The organism is Treponema denticola (genome assembly GCF_024400535.1).
Lineage (GTDB): Bacteria > Spirochaetota > Spirochaetia > Treponematales > Treponemataceae > Treponema_B > Treponema_B denticola_C.
In genome coordinates, this window is the sequence record NZ_CP038800.1 from 1,940,192 (window position 1) to 1,963,754 (window position 23,563).

Sequence of the window (23,563 nt, forward strand, 5' to 3'; positions counted from 1 at the left end):
ACTATTTTGCAGGCGGGCGTACAAGTACCCTCCTCCACTTTTTCTTATAAAGCGTAGTTATCGCTAACACATCTTGAATCGGATACTGATATAAGCGGACTATATCATAGTAGTCGGTAACACGATCTATATCCTGTTTTAATGTAACAAGGCCTTCATCATTGATTGTTACCGATTCCCAGCAAGAATGCTGAACCCTTTCAAAGCCGTTGGCTGTTAGGACTTCTGCAAGATTAGAAGCCGATTCTTTCCCTCCCGGATCTATAACAACTGAAACAAACATAGAGAGTAGAATACGACAAAAGAGAAAAATTGTCAAACCCCTAAGATAATTAAAAAATCTTTACCTAGTATATACTTAAAAAAAAGGAAAAAATGCCGATAAATACGGTATGGAAAATAGAAAAAACTTTGTTGAGGAACTTTCGGTAGTTCTTGACACAAAAAGAAACGAATTCAACACTAAAATTCTTCCCAAGGTTCAGGAAAATTATAATATCCAAATCAGTGCTCTTCATGCAATTAGAAGCACTCTTTTAAAAAAACGCGTAATTCATGACGATCCTTATAAATATGACAGCAAAATGACTGAAGTTGAAATTCCCAGCAAAGAAAACTTTGCCGATTCGGAAAAGGCAAGCGTTATAGGCACCCGTTTGGCACACTATGAAACAATGCTGGAATTTGTAAGCAATTATTATCAGTTTAATACCGAGTTTTTAACACCAAAAAGGATTTCGCTGCTTCTTGAACTAAACAGTACTTTCATTTGGTCGGATTTTACAAATACATCAACGCATACAAACACAAGAGCGATTGCAGATATAATCAATAACCTTTTTAAAGGGCCGGATCAGCTATCAAACAGCCTATTAAGGGATTCGGTAGCTCATATGGGGAAAAGTGAGGTATATATAAATACACAGCTTAAAAGCCTTTCACTTTTTTACCGAGAAGAATATAAACTTTTAATTCGGCGTGAAATTATGCCCTCAGTAAAGGTAAGCAAAACAGATTGTTCCAATCCTGCAAATATTTTAAGAGAGATTAAAAAGATATTCTCAATAAAAATGAAAAAAAAGCCCTTTTATACGGATCTCATAGTCGAGATAATAAGGGAAGATTACGGAGAAGATTCAAGTATCTTACAGCAGGAAATTTTATCTAAACTGGAAATTAAAGAAAAACAGGACTCTTTCTCGCCTCAAAAAGTCAATAACAGGCCTATTTTAATATCCGGTTTAAAAATTCTATCAAATTCCGCCCCGCACTTAAAAGCTGCATTGGAAAAAATAAAGTCCAATCAAGAAATGGTATACAAGGCAGAAAATACGGTATTTAAAAAAATAGCACAAATTTTTAGGCAGGCTCTAAAGCTGGAACCTCCTGAAAAACAGATAACAATCATTATCACCGATAATATCACTCAAAACACAAAAAAACAAACTATCAATTATTCTGTTTTTGAAAAAGAAGTGCTTCAAAAAATATCCTTATTCCAAAGTATTTTAATGTCTAATTCGGCAGTTAATCAAAAAATAAAAACAATGCCGGACGAGTTTCTATTTAACAGCCTTACAAAATACATAAGCGACAGCAATGAAATACTAAAACAACTTGGAGGGCTTGACGAATTCTACAAAAACGTAAAACCGGAACTTAGAAGTAAAATAAGAGGAATTAAGATAGAAATTACAACAATTACAAACTCAGTCATAAAAGCAAACCAATGCAGAGCCGAATATCAAGCTCTCAGCGACGAAGTAAACCAAATGAAAAGGCTTGGGGTTATCTAAAAGATAATCCGATTGAATAATAATAAAAAAAGCAATATAATACCGATAATATGAAAAATAAACTATTAGCATTATTTTTGCTTTTAATGTCCTTTTACCTCTTTTCGCAAGAAGACCAAAAAAAGGAACTGAATATTTCCATAAGTTCAGGGATACCGATGCTTCACCCTCATACGGCCTTCGATGCGGGAGAAGCCCAAATCTTAACAGCCCTTTGTGAAGGCCTTTTTGTATACGATCCTTATACATTGCAGCCCGTTCCGGCACTTGCCGAAAAGCACAGTGTTTCAGGCGGAAGAACATGGCGTTTTACAATCAGAAAAGATGCAAAGTTTGAAAACGGAAAACCCATAACGGCTCAAACCTTTGTTGATTCATGGCTGAATCTTTTAAACCCCACAGGCAACCATCCATATGCTTCACTTTTAGACTGCATAGACGGAGCTGCCGATTACCGTAACGGAAAACTAAAAAATAAAAATCAGGTCGGAATAAGAGCCGAAAGCGGACAAGTTCTTTTAGTAACCACAAATACCGAAATTGAACACCTTCCCAACATTCTATGTCATCATGCCTTTTCAGCCGTTGAAGCCTCCCAGCTTGAAGCGGCCTTAAAATTTTCTAACATAGAAAGAATAGAAAAATTAAAGGACAGTTTTAAACCCATATCAAGCGGAGCCTATAAGATAAAAAAATTTTCCGAAAAAGAGCTGATTTTGGTAAAAAACGAACACTATTGGGATAAGGATAATGTTCAAATTCCTCAAATAAACCTCTTCCTCGATTTAAGCAAGGAAGAAGCTATCGAAAAATTCAATATAGGGAAGATTCATTGGCTTTCAAGAAGCGATGTGATTTCTAAAATAGGCGACCAGCGTTGTGTAAATATCGACCCTCTTTTTGCAACCGATTATTTTTTCTTTAAGACTTCATCTCCGAATATTAAGGATGCAGATTTTAGGAAGGCTCTTCTTTTAGCTGTTCCCTATGAGGAATTACGCAAGGGCTATCCTATAAAGGCGGAAACTTTGATTTTTCCTCTTGCAGGCTACCCCAAAATTCAGGGCGTAAATGAATATAACCTGCAAAAAGCCCAAGAAATCATAGATAAGCTTAATTTAAACGAAGAACAAAAAAAGGTGGTAATTAAAATACCCGAAAGCACATATTATCAAGAATTAGCCGAAATTTTATCGGCTGCATGGTCAAAAATCGGGGTAAAAACCGAAGTTAAGCTTATTTCTTTGAACGCTTACTATAACAGTCTAAAATCAAATGATTACGATTTAGGAACCATCACTTGGATAGGGGACTTCGCAGACCCTCTGGCCTTTTTAGAGATGTTCCGGCCGAATTCGAACCTCAATGACTCGGACTGGAAAAATCAGGAATTTGAAAGAATAATCCTCAAATCCCATGCCGAAAAAGACTTTAAAAAACGATACGAAATGTTAAGCAAGGCAGAAGAGCTCTTACTGGGAGAGAGCGTGATTATTCCGATATCCTATAGGTTAAGCGTAAATATTATAGATATTTATTCCATAGGCGGCTGGTATTCAAATGCAATAGATATACACCCCTTTAAGTTTATAAAATTTATCAAGCCTCAGCCCGTGCCGGGACTTGTAAAATTAAATAAATAGCTCAAAAAGAAGCGATAAGGCTGCCGCAAAAAAACTTCATTTTTTTACAAAATATGTATTGACATTTTTTGTGATTTGTAATATTATCCATGTCATTGGGCGCTTAGCTCAGCTGGTACGAGCGTCTGGTTTACACCCAGAATGTCGGCGGTTCGATCCCGTCAGCGCCCAATCCTTCCTTTAACAGTAAATCACTTATATTCATTTAATCTCACACAAAGACTAATTATCATTGGCATATTTTTAGGTAAACTGTTTCGCCTAATCCTCAATATGTAGAAAACATGCTGCAAGGCCGGACAATTCCAATTAAAGAAACTGATAAATGGAATTGTCTATTTCACTGCTATTTTCATATTTTGCGGAGCTGTTATATTTATTTCCAAAAAAATACTATAAGAATTTTTTATAGCTTGTGTTAAATACCTCTCCTAGTTTTTTTGCCATAGCAATACTGATAGGACGGGCACCCCTTTCCATGCCGGAGACATTTTGTACATTAATACAAAGTTTTTCAGCGAGTTGAGCCTGTGTAAGATTGTCACGGTTTCTTAAAAGCTTTAATGTTTTTTGAGGTGTCATATTTTTTTGAATATTTTTAAACCATTCTGTTTCAGTTACCTCTTCATATTCGTCATCTTCATCATACTCAACAGTAACATGGTTGTATTTAGTTTTTACAAAGTTTAATAAATCAGGCGGAATGTCACCTTCAATTTTAATAAGGGGCGTTTTCACGTGAACCAGCATAATAGACCTCCATTTCAATACCTTTTATCGTCTCTTTCCAACATGCAATCCAATGATATGATAAATGACAATGATATTTATTTTTACCTAAAGAACTAAAATTGGACCAAGCCGTTTGTACAGGTCCGGATTCTTTTAAATCAAGTATGAGCTGAGCATATAATTCTTGTTCTTTTTGCGGCATTTTTGCTACAGCCTTTGTGATCCGTTTTTTTTGGATTACCCTATACATATGTAAATTATAATCATTTTTTGATTACTTGTCAAGCCTTACCTCATCTTAATTCCTTTTCGCCCCCTTCCCCATTGCTGGACAAAAGGTTTATTTTTATGTAAAATAAAGAGAAATGCGGCTTTAAGGAGCATAGAAATAAATGTACAAAAACGATTTTCCATTGCTTATGCAAAATCCTAACATTCATTATTTGGATTCGGCGGCAACGGCACAGAGGCCTCTATCGGTTATAGAAGGCATTAAAGAATATTTTTTACACTCAAACGGAAATGCGGGCCGAGGCTCTCATTCCCTTGCAATAGCTTCTTCTATTTTGGTTGAAGAAACACGAAAAAAAACGGCCGAATTTATAGGAGCCGACAAAATTGAAAGCATTATCTTTACAAAAAATTCTACCGAAGCTCTCAATATAGTTGCCTATTGTTATGGCTTATCACAGCTTAAAAGCGGAGATGAAATTCTATTGGCAGTATCAAACCATCATGCAAACCTCGTGCCTTGGCAGTTTGTTGCAAAACAAACGGGGGCTGCCGTAAAATTTATCTACCTTAACAAAAACGGCACCTTGGACATAAATGACTTTAAGGCTAAACTTTCTTCCAAAACAAAGGTGGTCGCCATCTCAAGCGTGGTAAATGCTACAGGAATTATAAACCCTGTAGAAGAGGTAATAAAACTAAGCCATGAGAGCGGAGCCGTTGTTGTGGTTGATGCAGCCCAAGCCATTGCTCACTACAAGCAGGACGTATCAACCCTTGACTGCGACTTTTTGGTTTTTTCGGGACACAAGATTTTTTCGGACTTCGGTGTCGGGGTGCTTTACGGAAAAAAAGACCTATTGGACAAGATGCCTCCATTTTTATACGGCGGAGATATGATAAACTTTGTTACAGAAGAATCAAGCGAGTTTAAGGAAGCCCCCTATAAATACGAAGGCGGCACCCATGATACAGCTGCCATAGTTTCTCTTAAAAATGCAATAGAATATATCGAAAAAATCGGCTATGACAATATAGAAAAAACCGTAAAAGAATTGGACTCTTATGCTCTTTCCGAATTAAAAAAACTTGACTTTGTAGAAACATACGGCACCGATGCTGAGGAGAGGGCGAGTATAATAGCCTTTAATGTAAAAGACGTGCACTCGCATGACACCTCCTACATCTTAAACGAATACGGTGTTATGGTTCGAAGCGGACATCATTGTACTCAGCCCCTGATGGCTTACCTAAACATAAATTCCTGCTGCCGTGCAAGTTTTTCTATTTTCAACACCAAGGAAGACATAGACCTTATGATTACAGCCTTAAAAAAAGTAAAAAGCGTTTTTTTAAAGGATTAGAAAAACTTAAAAAATAACATCGATAAGGAACATAAATGGACATAGATACAATTTATCAGGAAATGATTTTAGAATACTCCCGAAAAAAAGAAAACTGCCGCGAACTTTCGGGCGAAGGAGTAAAGATAGAAAGAGGTCATAATCCTTCATGCGGTGATGACCTTACTCTGCTTATCAGGGAAAAAGATGGAATCATAGAAGAAGCGTCCTTTTTAGGAAGGGGCTGTGCTATTTCTACGGCTTCTACAAATATGCTGATTGAACTTATAAGAGGGAAAAAAGCCGAAGAAGGAAAACGCAAGGTAGAAATATTTTTTAAGATGATGAGCGGAAAAGAAATTTCGGAGGAAGAAAAGGAAGAATTGGAAGATGCCCAAATCTTGGAATACTTTGCCGAAATGCCTGCCCGTATAAAATGTGCAACTTTAAGTTGGCACAGTGCCGATGTTCTTTTAAACGAAAAAAAAGGGACAGTGTAAAAACAAAGTCCCTTTTTTAAAAAAAATCAAGTAAATCTTATTTTTCGATATCGCTTGATTTTACTTTTACCACATGGCCGGGACCTGCATCAAAGATAATTAAAAAGTCTTTTACCTTGATATCGGCGTACTTAATTGTAATCTCACCCTTTTTATCGAGTTTACCGGTAAATAGAACTTTCTTTTTTGCATCTTTTTCCTTAGGGTTTTCGATTCGAATCTCTACACCGGCGGCTGATGAGCCGTCGGTAAAACCGCCCTCACAGGTAAAGGTTCCGTCACCGTTATCATAACAGTGCAATATCGGGGCATGAGCAAACAAAAGAGCTGCTCCCAACACTAAAAAACAAATAAAAACAGCTGTTCTTTTTTTCATTTTTCTTTCTCTCCTATCGGCAGATAAACAGTGAGCAATACTTATGCCCAACTGTTTATCATACCTCATATAAAAATCTTTAATGTAATTATTTTTCAACAATACCTTTTAAAATTTTGCGGCAAGTATTTTCAACACGCTTAGCAATCATTTCATTTGAAAGATTAGCAGGAAGACAAGTCGGTTTTCCTTTAATTTTAGCAAAATCGGCATCGTTCATACCATACCAAAAATGGAAGTGTAAAGGACTTCCTCCTGCACCCGTAAGAGAAATTGTCTTAAACATTCCTGCATCTTTTTTATCAGTTACCACAGCAAGCAATCCGGGCTTGGAGGCATTTTCAGCAGTTCTCTTATAAGCAGCTCGATGAATTTCTTTTCCGTCCTTATAGACTACAAATTCGTTCTTACCGTCTTCGGTAACAAATTCGATATGAGTATAAAGATCTGTCGTGCCGTATACTTTTTTCATTTCGGCAATAATTTCAGCTTTTGTAAAGTCTCCGCCCTTAGGATTTTTACCGGCAAATTCTTTAATGATTTTATCGTAAGCGGCATTAACTTCAGCACTTGTGTTGTCATAAATTAAAGAGGTATTCATCCATTTTCCTTCTTTTGCATAAGGCTCGAAGGGAGATTTTGGGAACATGCCTGCAACAGCTCCTATGGTATCTTTAAAATTCTTTACAAGCTCTTCTTTTGTCATTGAAGCAGGCACATAGGTAGGCCACCACATAGGATCGGCTTTTACCAATGCGTCAATACTGGATCCGCCTGTTCTTACATGCCAATGGAGTAGTCCTCCTTCGGAATCTCGATGCGGGGGAAAGCAGATAATATATTTTGCCATAGTAAGACCGCGTACATTTTTTACGGCTTCAAAAGTTTCCCAGTAATATCCGTCATAACCTATAACAGGCACCTTTCCCTTGTAAACATACTCGGAAGAAATTTCTTTTTCCTTTCCATCAGCATCTTTTACGGTAAACACAACAGTGTTTGTTCCGTCAAATTTTATCTTTGAAAATGATGTTTTATACATTCCTTCAACGGTCAATTTGAAACCTTCAACGGTATAATTTTCCATTTTGGCTGCTGCTTCTTTGTATGCAGGATTTAAAGAAGGATCATTTTTTGCGGAATCCAGCGAAACCCATTCGCCTTTCCATGCGGCAAGTTCTTTACCGGGTTCAATTTTCATGCCTCCGATTGTGTCAGGCATCGACTTACATGCAGTAAAAATAACTGCAAGAACCATTAAAACTAATACAAGTTTTGCACCGAAATTTTTATTAGACATAGTAACCTCCTTATGTCAAAATAAGGTATTATCAAATATTGATAAACTTAATAAAAATTGGGAACCTAAAATAGGTTCCCAATAAAATTTATTTTTTAGTCTTTGTTAATTTTTCTAAAAGAGTTCTTGCAGATTTCTCTACAGCTGCTGCAATTTCAGCGTCTGTAAGAGCGGCCCTGTAGCAGGTGGGAGTTCCTTCAAACTCTTCAAGTTCCTTTTCGTTATTACCGTACCACAAGTGAAAATGCTGCATAGGAGCTGTACCATGTACAACTACAAATGAAATCAAAGAATACATACCGGCATCTTTTCTTTCAGCCTTCATCGTCATATACGGTTTTGAAGGACTTGCAGCAACTCGGATATAGCTTGATCTAAAGACCTCTTTATTTCCTTTATAGAAAACAAGTTCATTTTTTCCGTCTTTTACGATAAATTCCATGTGGGAATAGTCCTTAACGGATTTATTTCCTTTCTGTAATTCGGCAATAATTTCAGCTTTTGTAAAATCTCCGCCTTTGGGATTTTTGCCTGCAAATTCTTTTATAACCTTTGCATAGGCAGCTTCAACCTCTTTACTTGTATTTTCAAATATAGATAATGTATTAATCCATTTGCCGTACTTGGCATAGGATTCAAAGGGAGAAACAGGGCTGAATTTAGTCATAGACTTAATTGAATTTTCAAAATTGCTTACCATTGTTTCTTTTGTTGTTGAAGCAGGAACATATGTCGGCCATGATTTATCACCTCCAACAATCCATGAGATGCTATATGAGGTGAATCTTCCATGCCAGTGAAGGATACCATCTCCATGTCTATCCGGCGGAATCAGAATAAGATATTTCACACTCCTTAATTCTTTAGTATCGGTTACAGCTTCAAAAGCTTCCCAAAAAAGGCCTTCTTGATCAGGAGCTGCTTGTTTACCGATGTACTTATACTCGCAAGGCATTTCAAATTTACTTCCATCCCGCTTTTGAATTGTAAATATGACAGTATTTGTTCCATCAAATTTTGCACTTACAACAGGACTTGCATACATATCTGCAACAGCAGCTTTTAAACCATCTTCCGTATAATAAGGCATCTTAGCCGCTGTTTCTTTGTATACGGCATTTAAGGAACTATCATCTTTTACGATATCGATAGAAATCCATTCACCTTTCCACGCAGCAAGTTCTTTGCCTGCTTCAACTTTCATGCTTCCGATTGTGCTAGGCATTGATTTACAGGCAGTAAAAATAACTGCGAGTGTAACCAGTATAAGTGCAATCTTTGCACCCATTCTTTTATTAACCATAATTAAACTCCTTTAAGTTAATATAAGTTATATGTAGCTAACTTTTTATTTAAACAAGAAACAATTCTTGACTTAAAGTAAAAAGAAACTAGCCTTTTTTATTTTCCGCAGAACAGCCGCAGCATCCGCAACCGCAGCCGCTCTTAGGATTGATATTTTTTTCTCCGCAGCTGCAGGCTGAAGCCTTACCCTTAAATATCCTGTAATATTTACGGATGAGTAAGAGAATCACGCCTGCAACTATAGAAATAGTCAAAACCATTCCCAATGTCATAAGGCAATCCTTATTTGACAGGCACTGCCTCAATCCAAAGTACGGCATCCTGTGAAAGTTCTTTACCGGCAAATTCTTTTACATTACCTGCACCGAGGGCAGCAAAGCCCCAGTATCCGGCCTTATGAGGAACAAAGGAGAAGTTTCCGTTTGCGTCGGCTAAAATAGTAGCGGCGGCATTTTTTGGTTTTGCCTTCTTCTCAAATTTGCTTTTTTTCATGTTTACATCAAAGTTGATATATTCAACTTCAATTTCCGCATTGGGAACAGGCTTACCTTTTGAGTCTACAACAGTACCTCTGAAAAGTCCGCCTACCCAAACATCGTAAGGCTTTACCAATGGCATGATTTCGGGATAACCTTCGGCACATCTTGCACTCCAGTCCGTATCAAGACCTGCCTTATTGATAAAGACCTTGGTAATCTGCTGGATATAGACATCTTCGGCACCTTCATAGTAAGGATGAGGAACAGCTACCAAAGCCCAGTCTCCGCCTCCCTTAAAACCGTTATCCTTATTTAGGTTAAGGTCATAGGCTGAAGCCGTATTTTCTAAAGTTGTAAACTCTGTTTTCTTTAAGGAAGGAAGAAGATCCTGAATCTTTTCCTTGTGCACGGAAAAGAATTTTTCAAAACCCTTGATTTCTCCGGCTTCGTTTTTACCGATATCCATTGCGTGTTCTGCTTCTGCAGGATGTGTAAAAACAATCTTAAAGTCAACGGAATTGCCTTCAACTACTGAAGTCGGGGTATAAATCATTTGGAAGTGTGCAAATGAAGCCATAGCTACCAAGAATAAAAGTAAAACTATTCCTGTAAATTTTTTCATAAAAAACTCTCCTATAAATATTTTAGTCTAAAGACTCTTAATCTTAAGTTCAAAAAAGATAGGACCAAAAGTTTTGCTTTAAACTCACGGAAAAATCTTTTTTTTCAAATCCAAATGTAAATCAACACTTACAATCTATCTTATTCTCAAAAAAAAAGCAAGCCCCCAAAGACGGAACAGCAAACTTTTAATTAAAAATAAAGCGGAGATTAAATAAAGAAAACACGAAAAACGCAAGGCGTCAGCTTCGCTTATAGAAAAGACTGACAGTAAAATAGAGTTGCAATAATGAGTTTTCCGACTTTCCTTCCCTCCGAAGGATTCGTAATACAAATAGGCAGGTCTCCTGACTTATGATTTAAAGTTTATCGCCTTCCCATATTAACAGTGGCTTATGCTTCCAATACATAGAGGCATTATGATAAACAAACTCAATTACAGTAGCGGGGGCTGTGCCGGTTTTTCACCGGTTTCCCTTTTAATCTTAAAAATTAATTTAAGAACCTTATTTGTCTATAACCTTCGGGTAATTATAAATATTTCCAAAAAAAAAGCAAGCCCCCAACGGGACACCAATGGGGATTTGTTATCTATTTACTATCCTACTTATTTTCAGCCTTATCCGAAATCTTTTTAAAGATAGGAGGCCAAGCGAACATAACCACAAAAAGCAAGATTACTATTATCAGGGCCGCAGGCGAAAATCCTTCCTTGGGTTTTGCTCTTTCAGAAGGCTCTCCGTCAGAAGAAGATATATCGGCTTGTTTTGTGCTATCAGCCTGTTCGGCCGCATCTTCAATCTTACTGACCTCAAACCAAATAACTGCATCTTGAGAAAGTTCTTTCCCACCGAATTCCTTTTCCTTCCCTACCCCAAGAGCAGCAAAGCCCCAATATCCAGGACAAGGAGGAATAAACTCGAAAACGCCTGTATTATCCGCCATTATCATTCCGGCACCCGATTTTTGCAGTTTGGGTTCTCCGGTAAATTTCTTGTTTGCCATATCCACATCGTAGTTCATGTTTTCAAATTCAACCTGAGCATAAGGCACAGGTTTTCCATCGGAGTCCAAAACAAGGGCACGGATAACACCGCCCTCCCAAATCTCATATGGCTTTACCAAGGGCAAAATTTCAGGATAGCCTTCGGCAACCCTTGACTGCCAATCGGTTGAAAGTCCGGCCTTGTTAATAAAGACCTTAGCTATCTGCTGAATATATCCGTCATCGGCGGCTTCAAAATAAGGATGAGGAACGGCAACTAAAACCCAATCTCCGCCTCCCTTAAAACCGGCCTCTTTATTAAATTCAAGGGTATATGCAAAGGCCTTGTTTTCCGCAGATTCAAATTCTCCCTTTTTTAAAAAGGGCATTAAGTCGGTCTTGCTTTCTTTATGGATTGAATAAAATTCTTTTAACCCTTTTATTTCGCCTGCTTCATTTTTACCTATGTCCATGGTAAGGCCTGAATCAAAGGGATGAGTAAAAGAAATTATAAAATCAACCTTATTATTTGAAGCTTCGATTATTGAAGACGGAGTATAAATAATTTGAAAGTGAGCAAAAAGGCCCAAAGCCGTCCAGCATAGCAATAGGGAAAAAAATAGCTTTTTCACTTTTTACACCTACCTTTTTTGGTTTTTAAAGAGGAAGACAATCAGTATCGAATTTATTACGGCAAGTACAAGGGCCAAGATTGCCGTAAACGAAGGACCTACGCTAGGCATTGCCGAAACGGTATCCATAGGAATCCAACCTGCGGAACCGGAGACAGCAACGGGTTTTTGACCCTGAGCAGCATCTCCGGCTGACTCGTTTTCTCCTGCGGCTTCAGAAGAAGCAGCTTGACTGCCGAAACCGCCTTCAGGCTCGGGGCCGTCTTTTTACGATAATATGACCGGGGCCCGCATCAAAGGTTACCGTGTACGGAACATTCGGAATAGGCAGGTTAAGTTCGCCTACATCGGGGAATTCTCCTTCCCAGATTTTTTGCCCTGAAGCCTTATCGGTAAGATAAAGTTTAACACCGGCAGCCGAAGCTCCATTTGAAAATCCGCCTTGAACATAGATAGTTCCGTCTCCGTTATCTTCAACGGTCAAAAGGGGCGAATGTGCAAAAAGCATAATAGAACACATCATTAAAACAAATACGATAAATATTTTTTTCATCTATAAACTCCCATAAAAAGTCAACAAACAAAATCGACTTTCTTAAAAAAAAATTAAAATAGATGGCAGATAAAAATTAAACTGCAAGATTCATACGGTTGTATGTTCCTTTCATCTTTTCACAGTCAAAATCTTCTTTATTGCTGAGCATTGCCCATACAATCTCTGCCAACTTCCTCGCAGCGGCTATGATTGACTTTCCGCTGCCCTTATGTGTTTTCATATATTCATAACGCTGCATTAAACGCCAACAGGCAGTATCTTTGCAACGTCTTATACCCATTACCAATTGTACAAAGCTCACTCTTAATTCCTGCGGGCCTCGCTTCGTAATTTTTCCATGCCTAATACTTTCATTAGAATCAGACACCCATGGAACAAGTCCGCAAAAGGCTGCATATTTTTTTTGCACTTGCAAACCTTCCCATATCCTCAGTATAGGCTCTTATAGTCCATGCCGTTATCTTTCCACAACCTCGTATACTCAAAAGACGATTTACCATTTGATCATCCTTTGTCAATTCTGTAAGTTGTTTTTCTATTATCTTGACACTTTCTTCCATTTGCCTTATAATTTCAAACATCAGTTGTACTGATTGTGCCTCGAGCACGTTGTCGTTATTCGACTCAAGGACGTCCAGAACTCTCTGGCGTCCTTTTTTACTTTGTAGGCTCCTGCTTTCATCTTTTAGCCCCATACTTACCAAAAGAGCATGAACTTCATTCTTTTGACCTACTATCGAGCGAACCAGCCTTTCCCTAGACTTTAAAAGCCGCCTCATATTTTCAGTTTCTTTACTGCAAAGATAGCTTTCAGGTAGCATGTCTTTTGAAAGAAACTCTGAAATTGTACAAGCATCATGCTTATCAGTTTTTTTAGCAGATTCAGTTATAACCTTGAACTTCAAAGTATTTATGACTGTAACTTCTGCTCCGGCTTTTTCTACCTCGTGTTTGAAAAAACGGGTGTTCCCTGTTGATTCAACTCCAATTTTTACAACAGCTCCGATTTCTTTGTAAGCTTTTATTCTTGTCATAAAGTCGGCATAACCTTTGTCATCAGTTTTATATTGTCTTATCTGATTTAGGGTTTCAGACCTTTCTTCCGTTCTTACATGAACTGTAAACTGTGTTTTGTGCAAATCCACGCCAATAAAAAAATGTCATTTCGACCTCCCTCCCTTTGTGTTTCAGCGGAAAGTCTTTTCGGTAATATATTCCAATCTCCCATTCAGTCTTTAACGACTACTGTATGATGCGGCAAAAGCTCTTCATTCTCCCATTCGGAGGTCATTGCCTCCACTAAACATGACGAACTATTGCCTGGTTTCCACTGAACTTCTTTTTAGTTCAGTTTATCACATTACCGTTTGTTTGTTTACTATTTTATCATACCTCCCATAAAATTTATAATTCTAAATGTGAACCTCTAAAAACCGCAGCTTTAGAAGTTTTACTTAAATTTCTTTTACAATCAAAAGCCGAACAATCTTCCCAGCTGGAAAACTAGGACGGCAACCAGCGAGCTCAGGACCACTGGATACATAACACTGAATAGCGTCCAACCCACACTCTGTGTCTCGGTCTTTGTTGCCATAACGGTAGCAATACAGGGCGGGAAAAGGGCTATCAAAATCATAATGGTAAGACCGTCTAATGGGGTCAATCCCGTTTCCTTATCCTGAATGCGGGCTTCCAAAACTTTACCCGAATCCTCGCTTGAAGACTCAACACTGTAAATGGTACCCAAGGTCGAAACAAGAGCTTCTTTTGCGGCAAAGGAACCCAGAATTGCGATATTTACCTTCCAATCGAAGCCCGCATATTTTGTAACGGGTTCCATTGCCTTTCCCAGATATCCCAAAACGGAGTTCTCCAAAGTTTCTTTACGCAGCTGTACGGAGATAAGCTTTAGGTCCGCACTTGCAGGGCGTATAGCCTTTGCAGCGGCAGCGGCCTCGGAATCGATTACAGCTGTGCCTGAAATTTTCACTTTTCCGGTTCTGACAATGGCAAAGAAGTAAGGATTCAGCTTTTGCCAATAAGCATAAAATGAAGCCTTTAAAATAGGCTTTTGAAATTCTTGAGCATCATTGTATGCCTTATCAAAATCTTTTTTTGCGGAAGAATACATATCAAAATAATTTTTAAAAGCTCCTATATTACTGCCGAGTTCAATTTTTCCTTTTAAGGCTATTTTTGTCATTTCGGGATTTTGTAAAAACAATCTATTTACATTCTTTTCCATACCCTTAGCTCCGCCTAACCAATTTATGGCATCATACAAATAAAGCTTTTCGGTTAAACGCTGATATTCTATAAATCCCTTTTCGGAAGCAAAATATTGGGAATAGGAATTGTTTAATTTTCCTGCAAAGTCCTGAATGTAAGCAGCTTTTCTTGCTTCATATTGAGCAGTTTTTTCCGAGCTCAATGAGGGGAAATTTACGCCTGCCCAAATTATAACTGAAACGGCAACTACAGTCGTTGCAACTTTTTTTATAAAGCTCCATAAGCGTTCAAGGGTGCGTGTTAAAACACCTCTAAGGGTCGGCATATTATAAGCCGGAAGCTCAAGTACAAAGGGTTCAGGTTTGCCGTGAACAACATAGAGGCTGAAATATTTTGCAACAATCAGGGCAACTATCAATGTAAAAAAGGAAATTCCGCCTAAAACTATCCATTGGTAACTTGTAAAAAATATTCCCGTAATTAAAACATAAAAAGGAATCTTCGCCATACAGTTAAGAAGGGGCAGGATAAGAATCGTTACCAATCTTGACTTATCATCTCTGATTGTCCTTGTGGACATAACACCTGGAACAACGCAGCCTCCCATTATAACACCCGAGAGAATCATAGGAAGGGTTGACTGTCCGTGTAAACCGAACTTGCGTAAAATCCTATCCATGATAAAGGCAAGGCGGGCCATGTAGCCGACATCTTCCAAAAAAGCAATTAGGGCAAACAAGCAGAAAAAGATTGGGACATAGTTTAAAATCATTATTGCCCCATCAATTATCCCGCTTAAAAACAAACCTCTTAATGGACCCTCGTTTATAAGTCCTTCAGGATAAATAAGCTGAGAAACTATTGCTCTGACAAATTTAAATATCGGGAAAACCTTGTCGGTCATCTTATAACCCAAAACTACCGTTATCCAATAAAAGACTAAAACAAGCTCAACCAAAATCAAAAGGCCGTAAACCTTGTGGCAAAGCACTTTGTCGATTCTGTCGGTTGAATTTATACTGCCTGAACTGCCTTTAGTATAGATAAGAGCAGCTCCTCCAGTAAAGGCAAAAGCTCCGGCTAAGCTAAGAATCAAGCGTAGAATGTTATTTGCAAAGATAGGAATCGGCAAAAGCAAAAAGAGGGAATCCAAAATTTCATAGGTTACAAAACAAAGAATAAGGGCGGCAATAACCTCGGTAATCTTTCTTTTAATATTTAAGGACTCGACGGCTTTTTGTTCAAGCTCTTTTCTTGAAACCGCAGCTTCAACAATTTTTTTTGCCGCAGCGGAGCGGGCAAGAGCTATTTCTATTTCAAAGCTGTGCTTATGTTTTTCCTTGTGCTCGGCTTCAATTTCTTTTATAAAAGTTAAAATGGAATCAAAGTTTGTAAAATTTTTACCCTCTTCTTCAATAACTGCGGAATCCTTTTCGCAAAGCTTGATTGCAAGCCATCTTAATGGAATAGAAAAAAATTCGTCCTTTGCAGAATTCTTTAATTTTTCAACAATTTTTTCCAAATAGGATTCCATATCCTTACCGTAGGTAAGCATAAAGGGATTTTGCGGTTCGGAGCTTTCAGCCGTTTTTGAAATAAGCTCTTTTAATTCGTTTACTTTTTCTTTTTTCTTGGCCGAACCGGCTATTATCGGAATACCCAAGAGAGAAGAAACTTTATCGACATCGATTTGTAAGCCTGCATTTTTTGCAGAATCCATCTTGTTTAAGTACATAACAATAGGACAGTTCATTTCCAAAAGCTGGAATGTCAGGTAAAGATGTCTTTCCAAATTTGAGGCATCGGCAATGTTTACCAAAAGCTCGGGCTTCTCACGGAGGATAAAATTACGGCTTACTCTTTCTTCCGGTGAATAGGAAGTAAGGCTGTAAGTCCCGGGCAAGTCGGTAATAAAAACCGATTGGTCAAGAGCAAAATACTCTCCCGGTTTTTTCTCGACAGTGATACCCGGATAGTTTGCAACATGCTGATGAGCTCCCGTCATCATGTTAAATAGGGTTGACTTACCGGAGTTAGGCTGACCGGCAAAAGCAATATTTATTTTTTCCTTTTTCATATTCTAAACTTCTTTTACAATGATTTTTTTAGCTTCATCCTTGCGGACTGCAACAAGCGAACCGCAGATGGAAATATCAAAGGGATCTAAAAGCGGAGCCTTTCTTACAACCGACAGTTCAGCTCCGGGGGTAAACCCAAGACTTATAAGCCTTTGCAAAGTCATTCCGCTTATCTCAAGATCTTCTATGATTCCTTTTTTTCCTTGTTCCAATTCATCAAGAGTCATTTAAATCTCCAATCTCCTCAATACTATAAACGCACCAAAATTTTAGAAGCAAGATTATAATCTACTGCATATTTTGAACCGTTTACCAAAAGCAAAATAGGACCTTTTTTATCGGCCTGAGAAGTAACAACGGTTATTTCCGTATTTATATCTATTCCAAAACTGCGAAGGCGGGAAAATTCGGCCCCCGTTCCGTCAAATTTAAGTACGGAGGCCTTGTCGCCTTCCTTTAAAATAATTAAGGGTACCAATGTCAGCAACCTCTCACAAAATGTTGCAACGACCATACATTATTTTTTTATTTTAATCAAGGCATAAATGAAAAAAAATTAAAAATTCAGTTTTAATCTCGGTACAAATCAGCCTGAGCAGAATAAAGCATCCTATACTCCTCACAAGAAGAAAAAAGCTCGTCATGGGTACCTAAAGCTATGAGCCTGCCCTCTTTCATAAGGGCAACCCTGTCTACAAGCCTGCACAGGCCCGCCCTATGCGAGATAATTACAGCGGTTTTGTTTTTGATAAGGCTTATAAAGCGTTTTAGCACAAGGCTTTCTTCGATAGGATCGAGGGCCGAGGTCGGCTCATCAAGGATTAAAAAATCGGCATTTTTAAAACGGCAGCGGCTTAGGGCAAGCCTCTGCCATTCTCCACCTGAAAGTTCAGCTCCATTAAAAATACGCCCCAGTCTTCCGTCCAAACCGCCTGTCTTTTCTAAAAGATAATCGGCATCGTTTTCCTTTAAAGCTTCTATAATTTTTACCTCTTCGTTTATCTTGCTCAAATCTGAAATTGCAACATTTTCTCTCAAACTAAAATTATATTGAACAGGCTTTTGAAGAGTAAGAGAAATATTTTTATAAAGAGCATCCTTGTCAAGAAAATTTAAATCGGTACCGTCCCAAAAAACGGAACCTTCGTCTGCCTCATAAAGCCCTAAAATAATTTTAGAAAGAGTTGTCTTACCCGAACCGTTTTCTCCTATAAGAGCTATTGTTTCTCCTTTTCTAATGGAAAAATTTATATCCTCAATGGCTTTTTTATCTTTATTCGGATATGAAAAAGAAACGTTTTTCAATTCGATGCAATTTTTTAAACTACAAGCCGAATCTTTAGATTCGGCGGACGATTCGTTAGATTCGGCGGGAGCTTCTTCGGGTAAATCCAAAAAATCGAAAAAATGTTTTGTATGGGCGGCATACATTGAAATCGAGCCTAAGGCTTCCAAAAGATTCCGCATACAAAACTGAATCATAGTAAAAGCACCGATGGCCGCTCCAAAGTTTCCGATACTGATTGTTTTATTTAAGGCAAGATAAAGACAGATAAAAACGGCAATTCCATATCCGAGAGAAGAAAGCATGTCGCAAAACAAAACGGAAAAGGCATCTTTTTTCTTTAACTTCCAAAAGGGATCAAAAACTTCCTTGTTCTTTTTAAGCCATTTTTCTTTTATGTACTCATCGGATCTTGAAATCCGTAATTCTTTTCCCGCACTCTTGTCCGTAAAAAGAGACCAAAGATAATCCAATTTTCTCTCCTCAGGAATTTGAATCGATTTATATTTATACATTTCTTTTCCGCGGATAAGGCGGGTAATAAAATAAGGAATAACCGAAATGCCTGCAACAAAGAAAAGCCGCCAATCGAATTTGCTTATTACAAATGTTAAAGAAGCTATTTCGATAAATCGGCAAAAAATATAAATCATACGCATTACAAGATAAGACACATATTCGTTTTCTATGTTATCCTTAGCATACTTATACATATTTAAAATATTTGCATCTTCAAATTCGATTAAGCGTAAGCGTGAAGCTTTTTCGGCAATTAAAAGATTGGCATAATTATTCGGTTTTTCATACATTCCGATATTCATTGTGCCGTTATAAACAAGTGCCCATAATTCCTGTAAGACATAAAGGGAGGCAAAACTCAAAGCATAAAGTAAAAGACTTTTTGCTTCAACCCTTTTTTGAGAATAAGCTATAACGGTGTCAATAAAACCGCTTAAAAGAAGAGCTGCAATAGAATGAAACAAAGCCTGCCAAATCTCTTCAATTAAAACAAAAATATGTGAAACGGGACTTACCCCAAAAGTAAATTTAAAAGAACGATATAGATAATTATTTTTCATAAATTTCCTCTCATAAAAACCTTTTTAGTGTCAGGCTCATCCTTATACCAAGAGGCCTGCTCCTTGTACATTTTAGAATAAAGGCCGCCGTTTTTTATAAGTTCATCATGGGAGCCTTTTTCTATTATTCTTCCTTCATTGAGCACAAAAATGATGTCTGCCATTTTTGCACTTGCAAGACGGTGCGAGATAAAAATACAGCCCCGCCCCCTATTGGAAGTACCTATAATTTTTTGAAGATTTTGATACATTTCTTTTTCGGCTGAAGGATCCAAGGAAGCCGTAGGCTCATCAAAAATTATAAAATTAGTTTTAGCGGCACAAGCCCTCGCAATTGCAAGTTTTTGGTTTTGTCCTCCCGAAAGCTCCGTTCCCGATTCTTCCAATTTTCCAAGATGCTTATCCAGATCATCAAAAACAGGATCATCGGAAATAAGGGCAAGGGATTTTTTTAGGTGTTCATCATCATTTAAAAATTCGATGCTTCCCAGTGCTGCATTTTCACGCAGGCTCATCTGATAGCTTGCATAATCTTGAAACACAACACTAAACTCCCTATGAAGAGCATCGCGGGAAAGAGAGTTTATGTTTTTTGAACCTATAAAGATATTTCCGGCTGAAGGCTTATAAAGTCCTGCAATCAGTTTTATCAAACTTGTTTTTCCGCTGCCGTTTTTTCCTACCAAGGCAATGTGAGCTCCCGCTTCTATCCTAAAAGAAATATTTTTTAAAACTTCTTTTTTAGAATTAGGATAATGGAAAGAAACATTTTCAAAAATGATTGCATTTTTTTTATCAAAAATGTTTTGTTCTAAAATATTTTGTTCTAAAATTTTTTCCCCATGCCGCATCTTGTTATAATGAATATCATGGGGAAGGTCCATAAATGTATACAAAAAGCCGATACTCTTATTATCATCAATCAAGCCCCAAAAACTTTGAGACATAAATACAAGCAAATAATAAATTTCCGTTATTGAAGCTATAAGACCTGTAAACATTCCTACAGACACTTGTCCTCTTATAATTAACCTAATCAAAACAAAGATTAAAAAAGAAAACCATGCTATCATTATTACGGAAGCAATCCCCATGTAGCGGTAAGATTTTAGGGTAATCGATATTCTTTCCTTTAATAAAACCTTATACTTATCCTTACATTTTTTTACGATAAAAGGAATTGCGGAAAATATTTTTAATTCGGGTAAGGCATCCTTATTTGAAAGGAGGGAGCTTAAATCTTCAAGTTCTCTTTCATCAAAAACTTGAGAAGCATAGATAGCTTGGATTTTTTTTGTTGCAATATATTCGTTTATAAAATCCAAAACTAAAAAAACCAAAAAGCCCAAACTCAGCCAAGGAGAAACCCTTGCAAATATAAAAACCATTCCAAAAAGTTTTATACTATCACAAAGGAATGCCCTACATTCTTTAAAAAGATTTATAACCTTTTTTGCAGGCCGGCTCCTAATTTCCTTTAATGCATCGTGTAATGCAGCATCCTCAAAACATGCAAATTCTATCTTAAGCATCTTGGTTAAAATAGCTTCGGATAAATTATAAGTCAATTTTTTTTCAAGATAGATAAAGGCTATATTGCTTATAAAATTAACATGATTCATAAAAAGAATGGTGAAGGCTAAAACAGCGGCATTCCATAAAACGGAAGACAAAACAACAGACTCTTTTAAAAATAAAATTATAGAATCGATTAGTTTTTGAGTATATAAAACCGTAAAAGGAAGGGTCAGTCCCGTAAAAACCGAAAGAAAAAATAAGACTACAGCCGGAAAGGCTCCGTATTTAAAAACAGTGCAGATGCACTTAATAAAATTCTTTAACATATTGAACTCCTAGACAAAAGAAAAAAGTTTACAACTTAAAAGGCACACCATTACAGCACTCCTCAAAACCGAAGTTTTTAGAAGTTATCTAGTTTTAAAAGAAACTTAAAATCTGTAATCGGCGGCTATTTTTGTCTATTTATTCAATTTATTTTCCTCTCATTTTATATCTATTAAAAATTACAATCTTTGATACATGTTATCAAAATCTATAAATCATGTCAATGTTTCGCTTATCCACTCTTTTACGGTTTTTTCTTCCGAATCAAAACTTACACCTATAAGAACTATATTTTTATTTTCAGCCTTGTACCTTTCGGTATAGTTTTTTTCTTTGATTTGTTTTAAGGCATCTTCCGCACTTTCCTTTAGCTTAAACTCAAAGACGTAAACAGCCTTTTCTGTTTTTACAACGCAATCGGTTCTTCCTGTAGATGAAGGAGTTTCCACTTCGACAAACTGTCCCATCAAGGCAAAAACCAAGTAAATGCAAACTTGAAAATTATGCTCCCTCAAGGCGATGCTTTCATTGCTGTCTTTTTTTTCCGTACCGTAGGGGAGGCTTGCCATTATCGACTTTAATCTTTGCATAAACTCATCTACCTTTCCCGCTCTTAAATCCCTTGTAAACTGAACAACATTAAAAGAGGTATCTGTAAAATTTATATTCGAATATTCAGGTAAAAGATTATACAAAAAGCCGTAACGCACTTCCTCATTCGGAAAGCCCAGCAAGTACATCTTATATTCTTTATCATAGCCTTTTATAGTCAAGTAACCCGATTGAAACAATACGGGTATAATCGAGTCCACACCTGCCCTGTAATCGGATAAAAATGCAGAATTCATCTCTACGTTTCCGTCCAAGTCGGGAATATTGTAGTCCGCTCTTTTTAATTCATTTACCAAAAAGGTCGGAGTGCCTGTTGCAAACCAATAGTCTTCAAATTGTTTTGAAAAAAAGACATTGAGCAGACTGAATGGGTTATACATCATTTCCGTTCCATAAGAAAAACAATAACCGTCATATCTTTTCTTTAAGGCCGAAACACAATCTTCATAGCTTAATTCATTTTTTTCGGCTAGGGTTTCTATTTCGGGGCGGAAGGTTTCTACTAATTCTTTTTGACTTATTCCGCAAATAGCTGAATACTCCGGATTTATACTTATATCATTTAGATTGTTTAAATCGCTGAAAATGCTTACCTTGCTGAATTTGGTAACTCCGGTTAAAAAGGCAAAGCGTATTGCTTGGTCGGCTGTTTTTATAACTCCGAAAAAACCTTTAAGAATTGTCTTATAGATTTCATTTAAGGCAGCATCCTTCCACATAGTGTGAAGAAGGGGCTTATCATACTCGTCTATAAGGATAACGGACTGCTTTCCGGTTTTTTTGTATGCACGGTGTATAATGCCGAAAAAACGCTCTGCCAGAGTATTTTCAGAATTGCTCTTATCATATAATTCTTCCCATCTGCAAAGATGATTATTTAAAACGCTTTCAAGGTCTTCCCTTGTTTCATATTTTGCAAGATTAAGATCCAAATATAAAACGGGATATTCCAGCCAGGTTTCTCGATTTTCTTTTTCCGACTCTTCGAGCTTTTCAATGGCAAGCCCCTTAAACAATTCTTTTTGCCCTAAAAAATAAGCTTCAAGAGTAGAAAGAAAAAGACTTTTTCCAAAACGCCTCGGACGGCTTAAAAAATAGACACGGCCCGAAGATACCAATCTATAAACATATTCGGTCTTATCGACATAGAGATAATTATCATCCCGTAATACCTTAAAACTTTGTACACCTATAGGCAGCTTTCGGCTAAAGTTCATCATGGTCAATTCCTCTAATCTTTTCAAGGGCATCTTCATCCGATATAAAATCATATAAGAGCTTTGCATCTTCAAGACTTATAGGAACACTCTCAAAAGAAACTATAAAATCATTTTTGGGATTAATGGGCCTAGCGCTAAACGAATTTAAAACCAGATAAGCCTGATTTTCTTTTAATAAAAAGCCGAATTCCAAATGATTTTCTTTTCCGCCTATAATCAAAAAGCGCTCCATAGTTTCATCTATCTTAGAATGTATAAAGCAGTATAATTCCGTAGAACCTAAGAAGCCGGCTCCATTTCTTATATTATCTTTTTTTGCAGTTTCAACTATCCTAAAAAAAGATTCAAGGATTGACTTAAACGAAGTATAAGAATCAAAATCAAGACGGGCCTTATATAAAAGAGAATCAAGTTCAATCGAGACAAAATCATCCTTAGCTTTTTGAGTCAAATTATAGCTTAGCGTATATAAGACATCAAAATCAGACTCAAGAGTCTTTGTTCTCTTTTCTTTAGCAATAGTTTGAGAATGTAAAGAATTCCTAGGAAGTGTAGAACAACCTACAAAAAGAATCATTAAAATAAAAATAAAAAGGAAATAATTTTTTTTCATATCTTATACTCTCCTCACATCCTTATTATATCTCATTTAAAAAAAAAGTCAATCCGATTTTATAAAGCAGACTTGACCCTCATCAAAAAAAAGGATAGTATTT

Annotated in this window: 22 protein-coding genes, 1 tRNA gene, 1 pseudogene and 1 riboswitch; of the genes and pseudogenes, 5 read left to right on the forward strand and 19 right to left on the reverse strand. The window is 37.1% G+C overall.

Going from position 1 to position 23,563, the window contains the following annotated elements; genetic code table 11:
- Position 1 precedes the first annotated feature (1 nt).
- The gene (locus E4N78_RS09230; RefSeq protein ID WP_255810269.1) at positions 2–283 is read right to left on the reverse strand and encodes a CRISPR-associated protein Cas2; all 282 of its coding nucleotides are present in this window, start codon (positions 281–283) and stop codon (positions 2–4) included.
- Positions 284–392: 109 nt separating this feature from the next.
- Here E4N78_RS09230 and E4N78_RS09235 point away from each other — a divergent pair, with 109 nt between their 5' ends.
- From E4N78_RS09235 to E4N78_RS09245, 3 genes are all read left to right on the forward strand, one after another.
- Positions 393–1,796, forward strand: a complete 1,404-nt coding sequence (locus E4N78_RS09235; RefSeq protein WP_255810270.1) for a TP0584 family protein — start codon at positions 393–395, stop codon at positions 1,794–1,796.
- Positions 1,797–1,954: 158 nt separating this feature from the next.
- The gene (locus tag E4N78_RS09240) at positions 1,955–3,439 is read left to right on the forward strand and encodes a peptide ABC transporter substrate-binding protein (protein WP_370645036.1); all 1,485 of its coding nucleotides are present in this window, start codon (positions 1,955–1,957) and stop codon (positions 3,437–3,439) included.
- A gap of 97 nt (positions 3,440–3,536) precedes the next feature.
- Positions 3,537–3,610, forward strand: a tRNA-Val gene (locus E4N78_RS09245).
- Between the two features lie 222 nt (positions 3,611–3,832).
- Here E4N78_RS09245 and E4N78_RS09250 read toward each other — a convergent pair.
- Positions 3,833–4,189, reverse strand: coding sequence for a helix-turn-helix domain-containing protein (locus E4N78_RS09250; RefSeq protein WP_002668322.1), 357 nt, complete (start codon positions 4,187–4,189; stop codon positions 3,833–3,835).
- A complete protein-coding gene (locus tag E4N78_RS09255) occupies positions 4,158–4,421 on the reverse strand; it encodes a hypothetical protein (RefSeq protein ID WP_255810272.1) in 264 nt (87 codons plus the stop codon). Before E4N78_RS09255 ends, E4N78_RS09250 begins: the two co-directional genes overlap by 32 nt.
- Before the next feature lie 142 nt (positions 4,422–4,563).
- On the opposite strand from E4N78_RS09255, the gene E4N78_RS09260 reads away from it, so the two are divergent.
- The gene (locus tag E4N78_RS09260; protein ID WP_255810273.1) at positions 4,564–5,766 is read left to right on the forward strand and encodes a SufS family cysteine desulfurase; all 1,203 of its coding nucleotides are present in this window, start codon (positions 4,564–4,566) and stop codon (positions 5,764–5,766) included.
- 35 nt (positions 5,767–5,801) lie between these two features.
- On the forward strand, positions 5,802–6,245 hold the full coding sequence (gene sufU, locus E4N78_RS09265; protein WP_255810274.1) for a Fe-S cluster assembly sulfur transfer protein SufU: 444 nt from the start codon (positions 5,802–5,804) through the stop codon (positions 6,243–6,245).
- A 37-nt stretch (positions 6,246–6,282) separates the two neighbouring features.
- Here the strand turns inward: sufU and E4N78_RS09270 are convergent, their stop codons facing one another.
- The 16 genes and pseudogenes from E4N78_RS09270 to E4N78_RS09345 form a co-directional block, all read right to left on the reverse strand.
- Entirely contained in the window at positions 6,283–6,621 is a 339-nt protein-coding gene (locus tag E4N78_RS09270) for a hypothetical protein (protein WP_255810275.1), read from the reverse strand.
- A gap of 88 nt (positions 6,622–6,709) precedes the next feature.
- The gene (locus E4N78_RS09275; RefSeq protein ID WP_255810276.1) at positions 6,710–7,921 is read right to left on the reverse strand and encodes a ZinT/AdcA family metal-binding protein; all 1,212 of its coding nucleotides are present in this window, start codon (positions 7,919–7,921) and stop codon (positions 6,710–6,712) included.
- Positions 7,922–8,009: 88 nt separating this feature from the next.
- Positions 8,010–9,224, reverse strand: coding sequence for a ZinT/AdcA family metal-binding protein (locus E4N78_RS09280; protein ID WP_255810277.1), 1,215 nt, complete (start codon positions 9,222–9,224; stop codon positions 8,010–8,012).
- An 88-nt stretch (positions 9,225–9,312) separates the two neighbouring features.
- A complete protein-coding gene (locus tag E4N78_RS09285; RefSeq protein WP_253695292.1) occupies positions 9,313–9,498 on the reverse strand; it encodes a hypothetical protein in 186 nt (61 codons plus the stop codon).
- A gap of 10 nt (positions 9,499–9,508) precedes the next feature.
- A complete protein-coding gene (locus E4N78_RS09290; RefSeq protein WP_255810278.1) occupies positions 9,509–10,327 on the reverse strand; it encodes a DUF4198 domain-containing protein in 819 nt (272 codons plus the stop codon).
- A 320-nt stretch (positions 10,328–10,647) separates the two neighbouring features.
- Positions 10,648–10,850, reverse strand: a riboswitch (cobalamin riboswitch).
- A gap of 79 nt (positions 10,851–10,929) precedes the next feature.
- Positions 10,930–11,943, reverse strand: a complete 1,014-nt coding sequence (locus E4N78_RS09295) for a DUF4198 domain-containing protein (RefSeq protein ID WP_255810279.1) — start codon at positions 11,941–11,943, stop codon at positions 10,930–10,932.
- 9 nt (positions 11,944–11,952) lie between these two features.
- A pseudogene (locus E4N78_RS13850) lies at positions 11,953–12,496 on the reverse strand (hypothetical protein).
- A gap of 76 nt (positions 12,497–12,572) precedes the next feature.
- Entirely contained in the window at positions 12,573–12,908 is a 336-nt protein-coding gene (locus E4N78_RS09305; protein WP_255810281.1) for a transposase, read from the reverse strand.
- Positions 12,859–13,638, reverse strand: coding sequence for an IS110 family transposase (locus E4N78_RS09310; protein WP_255810282.1), 780 nt, complete (start codon positions 13,636–13,638; stop codon positions 12,859–12,861). Before E4N78_RS09310 ends, E4N78_RS09305 begins: the two co-directional genes overlap by 50 nt.
- Before the next feature lie 332 nt (positions 13,639–13,970).
- On the reverse strand, positions 13,971–16,805 hold the full coding sequence (feoB, locus tag E4N78_RS09315) for a ferrous iron transport protein B (protein ID WP_255810283.1): 2,835 nt from the start codon (positions 16,803–16,805) through the stop codon (positions 13,971–13,973).
- Between the two features lie 3 nt (positions 16,806–16,808).
- Positions 16,809–17,033: a FeoA family protein gene (locus tag E4N78_RS09320; RefSeq protein ID WP_002668304.1), complete on the reverse strand. Its 225-nt coding sequence runs from the start codon at positions 17,031–17,033 to the stop codon at positions 16,809–16,811.
- Positions 17,034–17,056: 23 nt separating this feature from the next.
- Entirely contained in the window at positions 17,057–17,320 is a 264-nt protein-coding gene (locus E4N78_RS09325; RefSeq protein ID WP_255810284.1) for a FeoA family protein, read from the reverse strand.
- A gap of 56 nt (positions 17,321–17,376) precedes the next feature.
- On the reverse strand, positions 17,377–19,170 hold the full coding sequence (locus tag E4N78_RS09330; RefSeq protein ID WP_255810285.1) for an ABC transporter ATP-binding protein: 1,794 nt from the start codon (positions 19,168–19,170) through the stop codon (positions 17,377–17,379).
- Entirely contained in the window at positions 19,167–21,014 is a 1,848-nt protein-coding gene (locus E4N78_RS09335) for an ABC transporter ATP-binding protein (RefSeq protein WP_255810286.1), read from the reverse strand. Before E4N78_RS09335 ends, E4N78_RS09330 begins: the two co-directional genes overlap by 4 nt.
- Positions 21,015–21,230: 216 nt before the next feature.
- The gene (locus tag E4N78_RS09340; protein WP_255812344.1) at positions 21,231–22,844 is read right to left on the reverse strand and encodes an ATP-binding protein; all 1,614 of its coding nucleotides are present in this window, start codon (positions 22,842–22,844) and stop codon (positions 21,231–21,233) included.
- Positions 22,834–23,460 carry a hypothetical protein gene (locus E4N78_RS09345; RefSeq protein WP_255810287.1) on the reverse strand — a complete coding sequence of 209 codons (627 nt, stop codon included), beginning with the start codon at positions 23,458–23,460 and terminating at the stop codon, positions 22,834–22,836. The genes E4N78_RS09340 and E4N78_RS09345 overlap by 11 nt, the downstream gene beginning before the upstream one ends.
- Between the last annotated feature and the right edge of the window lie 103 nt (positions 23,461–23,563).

Excerpts from the sequence above, each read along its gene's own strand:
- E4N78_RS09285 (WP_253695292.1), bottom strand. The coding sequence starts at position 9,498 with ATGACATTGGGAATGGTTTTGACTATTTCTATAGTTGCAGGCGTGATT.
- E4N78_RS09240 (WP_370645036.1), top strand. The coding sequence starts at position 1,955 with ATGCTTCACCCTCATACGGCCTTCGATGCGGGAGAAGCCCAAATCTTA.
- E4N78_RS09250 (WP_002668322.1), bottom strand. The coding sequence starts at position 4,189 with ATGCTGGTTCACGTGAAAACGCCCCTTATTAAAATTGAAGGTGACATT.
- E4N78_RS09335 (WP_255810286.1), bottom strand. The coding sequence starts at position 21,014 with ATGTTAAAGAATTTTATTAAGTGCATCTGCACTGTTTTTAAATACGGA.
- feoB (WP_255810283.1), bottom strand. The coding sequence starts at position 16,805 with ATGAAAAAGGAAAAAATAAATATTGCTTTTGCCGGTCAGCCTAACTCC.
- E4N78_RS09235 (WP_255810270.1), top strand. The coding sequence starts at position 393 with ATGGAAAATAGAAAAAACTTTGTTGAGGAACTTTCGGTAGTTCTTGAC.
- E4N78_RS09255 (WP_255810272.1), bottom strand. The coding sequence starts at position 4,421 with ATGTATAGGGTAATCCAAAAAAAACGGATCACAAAGGCTGTAGCAAAA.
- E4N78_RS09325 (WP_255810284.1), bottom strand. The coding sequence starts at position 17,320 with ATGGTCGTTGCAACATTTTGTGAGAGGTTGCTGACATTGGTACCCTTA.
- sufU (WP_255810274.1), top strand. The coding sequence starts at position 5,802 with ATGGACATAGATACAATTTATCAGGAAATGATTTTAGAATACTCCCGA.
- E4N78_RS09230 (WP_255810269.1), bottom strand. The coding sequence starts at position 283 with ATGTTTGTTTCAGTTGTTATAGATCCGGGAGGGAAAGAATCGGCTTCT.
- E4N78_RS09260 (WP_255810273.1), top strand. The coding sequence starts at position 4,564 with ATGTACAAAAACGATTTTCCATTGCTTATGCAAAATCCTAACATTCAT.
- E4N78_RS09320 (WP_002668304.1), bottom strand. The coding sequence starts at position 17,033 with ATGACTCTTGATGAATTGGAACAAGGAAAAAAAGGAATCATAGAAGAT.
- E4N78_RS09280 (WP_255810277.1), bottom strand. The coding sequence starts at position 9,224 with ATGGTTAATAAAAGAATGGGTGCAAAGATTGCACTTATACTGGTTACA.
- E4N78_RS09290 (WP_255810278.1), bottom strand. The coding sequence starts at position 10,327 with ATGAAAAAATTTACAGGAATAGTTTTACTTTTATTCTTGGTAGCTATG.
- E4N78_RS09275 (WP_255810276.1), bottom strand. The coding sequence starts at position 7,921 with ATGTCTAATAAAAATTTCGGTGCAAAACTTGTATTAGTTTTAATGGTT.
- E4N78_RS09270 (WP_255810275.1), bottom strand. The coding sequence starts at position 6,621 with ATGAAAAAAAGAACAGCTGTTTTTATTTGTTTTTTAGTGTTGGGAGCA.
- E4N78_RS09330 (WP_255810285.1), bottom strand. The coding sequence starts at position 19,170 with ATGAAAAATAATTATCTATATCGTTCTTTTAAATTTACTTTTGGGGTA.
- E4N78_RS09340 (WP_255812344.1), bottom strand. The coding sequence starts at position 22,844 with ATGAACTTTAGCCGAAAGCTGCCTATAGGTGTACAAAGTTTTAAGGTA.
- E4N78_RS09345 (WP_255810287.1), bottom strand. The coding sequence starts at position 23,460 with ATGAAAAAAAATTATTTCCTTTTTATTTTTATTTTAATGATTCTTTTT.